The sequence below is a fragment of the Fibrobacter sp. UBA2449 genome (assembly GCF_002342555.1).
Lineage (GTDB): Bacteria > Fibrobacterota > Fibrobacteria > Fibrobacterales > Fibrobacteraceae > Fibrobacter.
This window is the reverse complement of sequence record NZ_DDQF01000006.1, coordinates 1-8,632: the sequence shown is the minus strand read 5'-3', so window position 1 is coordinate 8,632 and position 8,632 is coordinate 1. Positions and strand designations below refer to the sequence as shown.

The following is an 8,632-nucleotide window of genomic DNA, read 5'->3' as shown; positions in this document are numbered from 1 at the left end:
GATTGGCTAGCGCTACGAAGTAGCGCCACGCCAAGTAATTCTTCCCAGAGTTGAACTTTCGCCCCGCTTCGAGCGGGGCTTTTCTTTTAGGGGAAAGATTGTAGAATCGTGTATGCGAACGTGATTTTGTAGCCGTAATCGTTCAGTTTCCTGATGATATGGCTCATGCTTGCCACAGGGGCTTCTCTGTTGACGACAAACAGGATTTGGTTCTTGTCCTTCTTGTTCTGGAGGGATTCGCGCGACTTGATTTCGTTGATAAATTTCCAGAATTCCTCTTCGCTCGCGATATTGTACATCCTTTTTCCGCCAAGGAAACCGAGTTCGTTCAGGCTCACGATGAAGGGGCTTGTCTTGTCGTAGAGATTCACGATCACGCTGATCATCATAAAATCTTCGGCGCATTCGGCTTCCAGTTTCTTTTCATTGAGCCGTTTTGCAAGAATCTCCTCGTCCGTCAGGCCCTTTTCCCCAATCACCATGTGGGAAACCTTGATGACGTTGTCCTTGGTGGCATTCCTGCATGTCTGAACGTCGGAATCCCAGGCCGGGTTGATTGCCTGGATAGGGGAGGCGAAGTCCTTGTCGATGACGTACAGAACCTTGCCGACAAGCGGTTCGAAGTTCAAGGTCGTCAGCACCTTGCCGAAAGCGTTGAAGGTGCAGTTCCCGGCAACGTGAACATGGACTTCCTTTTCGTCCAGCGGTCTTGATTTGTCTTTCTTGAACTGGCTGAAAAAATCGAGAATGGGTTGGACTTTCCAGTCCCCGCTTTGGAGAAAATCCTTCACGGAATCTCCGACCTTCTTGCCGTTGATAAAGTATTCCCTCGAGTTCACGTCGATGACGACGACGTTCTCCGATGGTGTCATGAAAGCCCTGTCTTCGCCGCAACCGGCTAAAAAGAACAAAAGGGCTAGTAGAATGATTCGTTTCATTCGTCCTCCTAACGAATTTTCCCCGAATATAGATTTATTTTTTATAAAGTGCGTTAAATTGTTTATATTAGTAGGGGAAATAGTTCTTTACGAGGTGGTGCATGGACAACGAGCTGACGCTTTTGATTGGGGAAGGCGAAAAGATTCTCTACGCCGGCAAGCCGGACAAAAGGTGCTTTATCTTCGAATGCATCTTCAATCCGCTGCTCCCGTTTGCGATTGTCTGGGGACTTTTTGACATGTTCTTTATCGGGGCAGCTTTCTCTTCGGACAAGGCGGACGAGGCGGCCTTCTTTATCATCCCGTTCATGGCACTGCACATGATGCCGGTCTGGCTCTACCTTGGCGGGGCTCTGCTCTCGTTTCGGCGGTACCGCAATACGGCCTACATCGTTACGGACAAGGGAATCTACGCGTCCGGTGGTATCTTCGCCAGGACATACAAGTCAAAGCCGTTTGCGGAACTTTCGCACGTGGACCTGCACCGCGGCATTTTCGACCAGTGGTTCGGCGTGGGCGACATCATCACGACCTCCGCGCAGGCAAATCCCGCAACGCTGAATGGCCGGAGGACTTCTACCAACGCGGGCATTTCCATCGACAGCATCGCCGATTACGCGGAAGTGTACAAGCTTGTAAAAAAGTTGCAAGAGGACATCTACACCGACGTGATGTACCCCAACGATTTGCGCCCCCAGGAAAATCACGGTTATAAATCAAGGTATAAGGGGTAGGGGGAAGGCTCCGCCCTAAAATCCGGCATTCTAAGGCAAAATTGTTATCGGTGTTCCGTCCTTGACGGTGGCGTAGATTTCTTCGATTTCATCGTTCGTGACGGCGATGCAGCCGGCAGTCCAGTCTTTCCACTTGTGCCAATATTTAAAGAGGAATGCAGGAACCTTGTTCGGATAGCCGTGAATCATGATGTCTCCGCCGGGCTCGTAGTTGCCTTCTTTCGCGGCCTTGATTTGCTCCTCGTTCGGGTACGAAATTCTCAGCGATAAATGAAAAATGCTTTTGGGATTGTGTTTCTCGATGGTGTAGTTGCCCTCGGGTGTCTTGTTGTCGCCGGATTTGACTTTCGCTCCCACGGGATTCTTGCCAAGCGAAATCCTGTACGTCTTGACGATATTCTCGCCGCTTCGCAAGTGCATTTGGCGTTTCGCTTTTTCTACGAGAATGTTGTCGATGTTTTCCGTAATCATTGTTTTGGAAGATTCTGTTTCTGAAGAACAAGAAATAAATAGGAATGATGTTAGAAGTAAAAGGAAAAATGGAGTTTTCTTCGGCATGTTTTAAATATCTTTTTACTTAAAGAGTCCAAGGCCAAGCCCGACAAATGCCCTGATGGCGATGACATCGGCGGCATACATATTTACATCGAAACCAAAATTGATTGTTGCGAAAACGGCGTCATGTAGGAGACCTTTACGATAGTCCTTCTTGTCGACGGGGGCGTTGATAGTATACTCGTAACGGATTCCCAGGGAATAGAAAAACTGCTTGTGCGTATCGTCCTCTGCCGGGATAGATTCATCCCCAGAACTGCCGCTGTAGTAGCATAATTTGACTGTAGGGACAATCCTGTGGTCCGTATTGTCTAAAACCGGATAGCCGTAAAAGATATACGGGGTCATGCCGCCCGCGGTTTCCCCGCCCTTGTGGTAGATGTCTTCGTAGTGGATGTCGTCCCCTTCATTTTTCCCATAGCCGACACTAAATCCTAAACCGAAGTCCCCTTTGGACGTTGTTGCCTTTACGGAAATATCCCCGCCATAGAACCGGATCTTGTTGAAGGAATCGTCAATAGTCGGCATCGCCATAAAGAAGGAAAGATCAAATGCGAAAAATCGACGTGGTGTATAATACCCTAACTGAGATCTCCCGTATATTCCCAGATGGCAAACATTTGCAACGGAGTCAAGTTGTCGGTCCATAAGTTGTACGTGTTCTCTACGCTCTTTTTTGGATAAAGAATCCCGCTGCATCCTGTATGCATTCTGTATGAGCTCGCTATGCTCCTTAAGGCTCTGGCACGACCAATTAAGCAAATCCTCTTGCTGTAGGGAATCCAGTGGTTCCTCTGTATGTATTGACATTGAATCAACGCTTGTTTCGTATGCCACCGAATCAACGTCGTCATAAACTATGCGGGGGGAGTCTGCAAAAACTTGCGCAACCAGGATAAATATGATTAGGAAGGTCGCCTTCATGCCGTAAATATAGTTTTCTGCTGTGGAAACTTGTTTTGATGGCTTAGAGGCTTGTGTAAAATTTTCGTGCCCCTCTTGGCAGTTACAAGAAACCGTTTGTGAAAATGGCAAAGGAGGCGCATGCCGGAAAAGAACCGCAAAGAGGGGGATTGTTGGGGCTGGCCGTCCGAAGGTGTCAAACTGCCTATTTCCGACCCGAAGGGCATTAGGAAATAGGGAAAATCGCGTAAAAAAGGAAAAGTATAATGTTGTCTTTTAAAGAACATGCGAAAAAGTTCAATCTGGACGAAGAAGAGCAAGAAATCCTTGCCGATTTCGAGGCGAACCATGCCGGCAAGCCGCAGATTACCGAAGAACGCAAAAGGGAACTCGCGTCATTGGCTAATGCCTCCTACAAGTTTAGGAACTCTCGATGGCGCCGTGATTGAACTCGCCGCAAGGCTTAAGGCCGAGTTGGTGTAGGGTGGGGTTGCGTGCTAAAGTTCATTGTTCGTAAAGAGCGACTATAAGACCTACTTTTGAATATTTCTTTAGTTATGCGGGCTCACAAGCAGTTTTTATGTTGTCACGAACTTAATCAGTTCTGTATAATCCCCGGAGTCGGCGGCATGAAGCGCGTCAATATACTTCTTCCGTAAATCCGTAATGTCGTTCAAGCTGGCATCACCCCAGTAGAGCCGCGGCTCGCCAAGTTGCTGCATAAGCAGGTCCGCCATCAGTCGCGAAATTCTACCATTGCCGTTAGGGAACGGGTGGATTAAAACAAGCCTGTGGTGAAGCCGGACGGCTATTTCCAAGTTGGGGAATGTATGGTTCTCCATCCAGAATTTCACATCATCGAACAACGTCTTCAATTTGACGGGAATTTGGTATGGCGCGACCCCAATGTTTCTTTCCGTCGTTCGGTATTCACCGGCCCATTTCCACACTTGACCGAACATCCGTTTGTGCAATTTCATAAGGAATGTATCGTTCAGAACATCTCGTTGCTTGTGAGTTGCGAGCCACATTTCAGCATCCAAAATATTGCGCGTTTCGAACTCGTTGAGTTCGCGCCTAAGTGTTATCCACTTGGGCTTTAACCCTTCGCGTTCTTCTGGCGTAAGGGGCGTAGAATTGTCGTCTGATGTAAATATATCGGCCATACCCAAAATATAAATTATGGGCATGTCATAAAATGACAAAATGACGAATGGGGAAAATTTTTACTTATCCCAAATGCGCCTTATGTTCTTGGCTATCATCTCATCGGCCATGTCCGTCAGGATATGCGGATCGTCGGCAAGTTGATCTTCCAATGCCATGTTCGTGTTGACGCTCGACAGGATTGCTTCGGCTTTTTTGTGGGCCTGTCGTTTAATCGTCTCCTGCAGGCTGCTCTTGGGGATAAAGCCGTAAACGAAATCGCAGTCAAGGCCTTCCGCGATTTTTTTCATGGTCGAAATCTTGAGGTTGTTTTCGTTGAGTTCCATCTTGGCGATGCGCGGCTGAGAAAGCCCGACGCGTTCCGCAAGTTGTTTTGCGGTCATTCCGAGAGCCCGACGAACGGCGGAAATCCACCCCTGCTTGGGCGGTTGGGCGTCGCGAAGCTGGGCGAGGTTTCCCGTCTTATGGGCAAGAGCCCTGAGCAAAATCAGCCTTTGGTTCATAAAATAACCTATTTATTATAATGTTCTTATATAATATAATAAATATATTATAGAATTTCAATGAAATATAACTTTTTTATTGTAAATTGAAACGTGGCTGCGAAAATTCCAAAAAACAATTTGAAGTCTAGGAAGAAAACTGCTAATATATCGGCGCTTTTGATAGAATCTAAGAGGAATTCGCCAATATTTGAGCACGAGTGTGGATTTTGGGGCTTGATTTTAAGAACTCGCCGCAAGGCTCAAGGTCGAGATGGTGTAGGGTAGGACTCGCGCTAAAAGCATCTGCTCATAAAGAGCTGCTATAAGGCGATTATTGTGCCAGCGTAATCAGGCAAGCCTTAAACTCGTCGATGTTTTCAACATTATACGAGTCAACATATTCAATGCCTGTATCTTCATGCGTGTCCAATACAAAGTGAGATGCGTTTTCGTCCTTGCACGTTTCACTGGTGAGCTTTGCATCGTCAAAGTAATGCAGATGACAAACCGTGCCGCCAGAGGCAAGATCCAAATCAACTTCATATTGGGCACCGGAATAATACTGGATGCGGTGTGTGTTCTCACCGATAGTGGCGTAAAATTCCTGACCGCCTATAGTGAAGGTAACGGCATACTTGCTTTGACTTGAAATGACCACTTCGGATAGATCGGTAACTCCGCCCGATTGATGGAAGAAATCGTAAGGATAAATGCTTATGTTTTTAGTGTCACCTTTTTTGATGTTTATAATGGAGTTGTATAGCCATAGCATGGCGTAGGTATCGGTGTAGCTTTCGTCTTTGTACAAGGTCCCGTCACTTGGCATTAAAGATTCTGGTGGAATACAACTTCCGTCTGTTAACGTGTAATATACGAACAGAGAATCTGCTTCAAAAACATAATGGATCGTGTATGATTTCGGTTTATTGTTGCAAGAAATGGAACCTGCTTTGTAGTTGCATGTTGTGAAAGACCAGTCTCCGAGAAGATTGTTCGCGGATCCGCCTACCAAAACGGTGGTCGCAGTATCGGGATCGCCTTCGTTGTTCTGAATTAAAACTAGAGTGTCTCCGACAAAGAAGTAACTCCGTTTATGCTGCAGAACTTCGTCTATATGGGTAAATGTATAGTTGCCGTTTAGATGTTGGCATTCGTCGTAAGGGTGGTCTTCAAATATGGTGAATTTCTTGTTTGCGTCGTCATGGTTATACTTGTATCGAAAATTAGTGGAACAGTAGTCCTTAGCGTTTGCGACGGCGCTGGAACTGCTTTCGGTACTGGGTGAAGATGGCGTTGCTGTTGATGAGGATGATTCGTTACTAGAGGAAGATTCAACGGCACTGGAGGAGGATTCTTTTGCGCTAGAATAGGGTTCGGTAGCGCTAGATTGTGTCGATGCTTCGCTGGAGATTGCATCGGAACTGCTTTCAATGTCTTCTACGCTGCTAGAAGATTCTAGTGACGAATCTGGGACGCTGGAACTGTTATCGTCTCCGCATGCTGAGATAAAGATTGCGGACAACAGCACGATACAAGAAATAATAAATGTTTTACCCGAAACAGTCTTCATATAAAGATCCTTTTATAAGACTTGCAACCTTAATATACCTTTATTTATACGGGTTCGCAAGCGTTTTGGTTTGCTGTAAATGAAAAAAAACGCCCGGCTTTGAACCTGGACGCTTTTGAAAAGGGGTGGGGTATGTCTCTCCCTCGTCTAGGGCGCCGCCCTAAAACTCAACATTCTTGCCCAATGAAATTCTGTATGTCTTGACAACATTCTCGCCGTTGCGCAGGTGCATTTGGCGCTTCGCCTTTTCTACGAGAATGTTGTCAATGGATGAGGTGGGCATGGGTTTCTGAATCCTATCCGCCCTAAAACTTGGAGTAATCCCGAGAGACCTCTATTGTTTTTGTGTAGATGTCGTTATCGAATTAATGAAATGATGTTTCTTCGGTTGTACAGAATTCGAGCAACTGTTATTGTTTTGAGTTTTCGTCAACCCAATAGAATAGTTCTGTACGACCATCTTTCTGAAGTCGTGTTTTAGTGGTTTTATAGGGGTGTAGGCTGGCTGTGAATATGGAAAATCGGCTAATGAGTCAATGTCGCCAACGATGCGCTCAACAAGTTCCGTTGCGGCTTTGGGCATCCCGAGTTCGTTAGAAATGTGTGCGATCGCACTCTTCAAATCGGACAGGGCTAAGGGTAGATATTCTACTCTGTAGTTCATACAGCGGTAAGTTGTCCGATTTCTTTTAGGATTTCTTCAGAAGTATATCTTTTGGTGGATTCCTGTGCCTGTAGTTCGGCTTCATGTAACTTGGCATAGATTTCATTTTCAATTTGAAAATGCGCGAACGCTTCCATGCTCATAAGAACCATATCGCCATAGCCGTCTTTAGTCAAGAACACAGGCTGTCCAGATTCGTGGACGGTCTTGGAAATGTCTTCGAGAGAATCTTGCAAGTCAGAAATGGGTTTTATGGCGTTCATATAAACCTCACCGGTATAAGCATAATATATACAATTTTGCGCGAAAGGGTAGGGGGAAGCCTTCCCCTCGCTGTAGCCCCATGTCATCCCCGCGAAGGCGGGGATCTCCATTGGTCTTCCACAACCCTTTCGCCTAGAGCTCCGCCCTAAAACCCTAGAAGTTTAATGCCAAAACGCCGCCATATTTTTGTTCTATTGGATTTATTTGAGGGACTACAGAAATTTTCGTGATGTGTCTAGACTGATATGCTTTTCTTTTCTCGTTATAAGCATCACTTTCCTTTTTTTCAATACTTGCAAAGGTCCCATAAGAAGCGTATACAACATCGGAAATGAGAAATATGCTAAAGAGGCTCATTTCCACGATAACCAAGGGGCTAGACATTGTATATCCGGATTCTGAACTTAACTTTCTATCTATCTCATCAATTAGAATAAACATGCCTAGAGCACCTGCAATTCCTATGGAACCCATCGCTACAAAAAGTGCTTTTTTAGAAATATTCTCGTCACGTTGATACTTTTCAAAATGGTATAAATACTCTTTTTCATAATATGCGGCAGAATCAACTTCAGCATTCTTGATATAAGAAAAGTCTTCTTGTGAAAAGGCGATAGTTGCCAAAAGCAACAAAATAACGAATTGTTTCATACGAATTGAATATATAATAAAAAAACGCCCAGGATTTTAACCTGAACGTTTTTGAATTGCTTGTGGATCCTATCGCCGCACCCTTCGACTGATTCGACAGGCTCATCAACCAGCTCAGGGACCTGCGGCTCCAGGATGACGATTAGGGTTGGATTGCTTCGCTACGCTCGCAATGACGTGATCATTCCTAACCACTAACCACCAACCACTGCCTACTTCCTACCGTCTACTTCCTACTTCAGAAAGTTCATGTACGGCAGCTTGCTGGCGAGTTCCTGCACCTTGTCGGCGTTGGCCATGAGGGCGGAGCGTGCGTGCCAGGAGCCGTTGAGGAACTGACCGCGGGGGCCGTCGGCAAGTATCAGCTCGATGGTTTCGTTACCCATCTTGAGCGTGCGGCTTTCGGTGCTCGTGACGAGTTCTTCGCTCGGGTGTGCTTCAATCCAGGCGAGAATCTTGTCTGCAACTTCGTGGCTCACCTTGTAGCAAGGCGCGCCAATGGCCACGCAGTTACCGAAGAAAATTTCGGAGTAGCTTTCGGCGATGATGGCGCGGATGCCCCAGCGCTTCAGGGCCTGCGGAGCGTGTTCGCGGCTGGAGATAGAATTCATTTTCAATTATGGGAGAGGGGAAAGCCTTCCCCTGGTTCACACTTCGTAGCTCACCACCCCTTCTAGTGGGCGCTCAATCGCCGCGCCCGC

Annotated in this window: 12 protein-coding genes; 2 read left to right on the top strand and 10 right to left on the bottom strand. The window is 46.5% G+C overall.

Features of this window, described 5'->3' with window-relative positions:
• Positions 1 to 86: 86 nt before the first annotated feature.
• Positions 87 to 938 (bottom strand): hypothetical protein, encoded by an 852-nt coding sequence (locus B4B27_RS03430; RefSeq protein WP_290723672.1) that lies wholly within the window; start codon positions 936 to 938, stop codon positions 87 to 89.
• 101 nt (positions 939 to 1,039) lie between these two features.
• Here B4B27_RS03430 and B4B27_RS03425 point away from each other — a divergent pair, with 101 nt between their 5' ends.
• Positions 1,040 to 1,672, top strand: a complete 633-nt coding sequence (locus tag B4B27_RS03425; RefSeq protein WP_290723670.1) for a PH domain-containing protein — start codon at positions 1,040 to 1,042, stop codon at positions 1,670 to 1,672.
• Between the two features lie 30 nt (positions 1,673 to 1,702).
• On the opposite strand, the gene B4B27_RS03420 is transcribed toward B4B27_RS03425, so the two are convergent.
• Together B4B27_RS03420 and B4B27_RS03415 are read right to left on the bottom strand one after the other, a co-directional pair.
• Positions 1,703 to 2,143 (bottom strand): L,D-transpeptidase family protein, encoded by a 441-nt coding sequence (locus B4B27_RS03420; protein ID WP_290723668.1) that lies wholly within the window; start codon positions 2,141 to 2,143, stop codon positions 1,703 to 1,705.
• 102 nt (positions 2,144 to 2,245) lie between these two features.
• The gene (locus B4B27_RS03415; protein ID WP_290723666.1) at positions 2,246 to 2,761 is read right to left on the bottom strand and encodes a hypothetical protein; all 516 of its coding nucleotides are present in this window, start codon (positions 2,759 to 2,761) and stop codon (positions 2,246 to 2,248) included.
• Positions 2,762 to 3,396: 635 nt separating this feature from the next.
• Between B4B27_RS03415 and B4B27_RS03410 the strand changes: the two genes are divergently transcribed.
• The gene (locus tag B4B27_RS03410; RefSeq protein ID WP_290723664.1) at positions 3,397 to 3,579 is read left to right on the top strand and encodes a hypothetical protein; all 183 of its coding nucleotides are present in this window, start codon (positions 3,397 to 3,399) and stop codon (positions 3,577 to 3,579) included.
• A gap of 129 nt (positions 3,580 to 3,708) precedes the next feature.
• On the opposite strand, the gene B4B27_RS03405 is transcribed toward B4B27_RS03410, so the two are convergent.
• The 7 genes from B4B27_RS03405 to B4B27_RS03380 all read right to left on the bottom strand — a co-directional run bounded on the left by B4B27_RS03405 (position 3,709) and on the right by B4B27_RS03380 (position 8,542).
• Positions 3,709 to 4,296 carry a mobile mystery protein B gene (locus tag B4B27_RS03405; RefSeq protein WP_290723662.1) on the bottom strand — a complete coding sequence of 196 codons (588 nt, stop codon included), beginning with the start codon at positions 4,294 to 4,296 and terminating at the stop codon, positions 3,709 to 3,711.
• A 60-nt stretch (positions 4,297 to 4,356) separates the two neighbouring features.
• Entirely contained in the window at positions 4,357 to 4,800 is a 444-nt protein-coding gene (locus B4B27_RS03400) for a mobile mystery protein A (RefSeq protein WP_290723660.1), read from the bottom strand.
• Positions 4,801 to 5,113: 313 nt separating this feature from the next.
• Complete coding sequence (locus B4B27_RS03395) at positions 5,114 to 6,352, bottom strand: hypothetical protein (RefSeq protein ID WP_290723658.1); 1,239 nt, start codon at positions 6,350 to 6,352, stop codon at positions 5,114 to 5,116.
• 334 nt (positions 6,353 to 6,686) lie between these two features.
• Positions 6,687 to 7,016, bottom strand: coding sequence for a type II toxin-antitoxin system RelE/ParE family toxin (locus B4B27_RS14675; RefSeq protein ID WP_414654296.1), 330 nt, complete (start codon positions 7,014 to 7,016; stop codon positions 6,687 to 6,689).
• Entirely contained in the window at positions 7,013 to 7,390 is a 378-nt protein-coding gene (locus tag B4B27_RS03390) for a hypothetical protein (RefSeq protein ID WP_290723656.1), read from the bottom strand. Before B4B27_RS03390 ends, B4B27_RS14675 begins: the two co-directional genes overlap by 4 nt.
• 43 nt (positions 7,391 to 7,433) lie before the next feature.
• Positions 7,434 to 7,931: a hypothetical protein gene (locus B4B27_RS03385; RefSeq protein WP_290723654.1), complete on the bottom strand. Its 498-nt coding sequence runs from the start codon at positions 7,929 to 7,931 to the stop codon at positions 7,434 to 7,436.
• 233 nt (positions 7,932 to 8,164) lie between these two features.
• Entirely contained in the window at positions 8,165 to 8,542 is a 378-nt protein-coding gene (locus B4B27_RS03380; protein WP_290723652.1) for a 3-isopropylmalate dehydratase small subunit, read from the bottom strand.
• Positions 8,543 to 8,632 lie beyond the last annotated feature (90 nt).

What these genes read in the sequence shown, in the direction of transcription:
- B4B27_RS03430 (WP_290723672.1), bottom strand. Translation starts at nt 938, where the DNA reads ATGAAACGAATCATTCTACTAGCCCTTTTGTTCTTTTTAGCCGGTTGC.
- B4B27_RS03425 (WP_290723670.1), top strand. Translation starts at nt 1,040, where the DNA reads ATGGACAACGAGCTGACGCTTTTGATTGGGGAAGGCGAAAAGATTCTC.
- B4B27_RS03420 (WP_290723668.1), bottom strand. Translation starts at nt 2,143, where the DNA reads ATGATTACGGAAAACATCGACAACATTCTCGTAGAAAAAGCGAAACGC.
- B4B27_RS03415 (WP_290723666.1), bottom strand. Translation starts at nt 2,761, where the DNA reads ATGGCGATGCCGACTATTGACGATTCCTTCAACAAGATCCGGTTCTAT.
- B4B27_RS03410 (WP_290723664.1), top strand. Translation starts at nt 3,397, where the DNA reads ATGTTGTCTTTTAAAGAACATGCGAAAAAGTTCAATCTGGACGAAGAA.
- B4B27_RS03405 (WP_290723662.1), bottom strand. Translation starts at nt 4,296, where the DNA reads ATGGCCGATATATTTACATCAGACGACAATTCTACGCCCCTTACGCCA.
- B4B27_RS03400 (WP_290723660.1), bottom strand. Translation starts at nt 4,800, where the DNA reads ATGAACCAAAGGCTGATTTTGCTCAGGGCTCTTGCCCATAAGACGGGA.
- B4B27_RS03395 (WP_290723658.1), bottom strand. Translation starts at nt 6,352, where the DNA reads ATGAAGACTGTTTCGGGTAAAACATTTATTATTTCTTGTATCGTGCTG.
- B4B27_RS14675 (WP_414654296.1), bottom strand. Translation starts at nt 7,016, where the DNA reads ATGAACTACAGAGTAGAATATCTACCCTTAGCCCTGTCCGATTTGAAG.
- B4B27_RS03390 (WP_290723656.1), bottom strand. Translation starts at nt 7,390, where the DNA reads ATGGAGATCCCCGCCTTCGCGGGGATGACATGGGGCTACAGCGAGGGG.
- B4B27_RS03385 (WP_290723654.1), bottom strand. Translation starts at nt 7,931, where the DNA reads ATGAAACAATTCGTTATTTTGTTGCTTTTGGCAACTATCGCCTTTTCA.
- B4B27_RS03380 (WP_290723652.1), bottom strand. Translation starts at nt 8,542, where the DNA reads ATGAATTCTATCTCCAGCCGCGAACACGCTCCGCAGGCCCTGAAGCGC.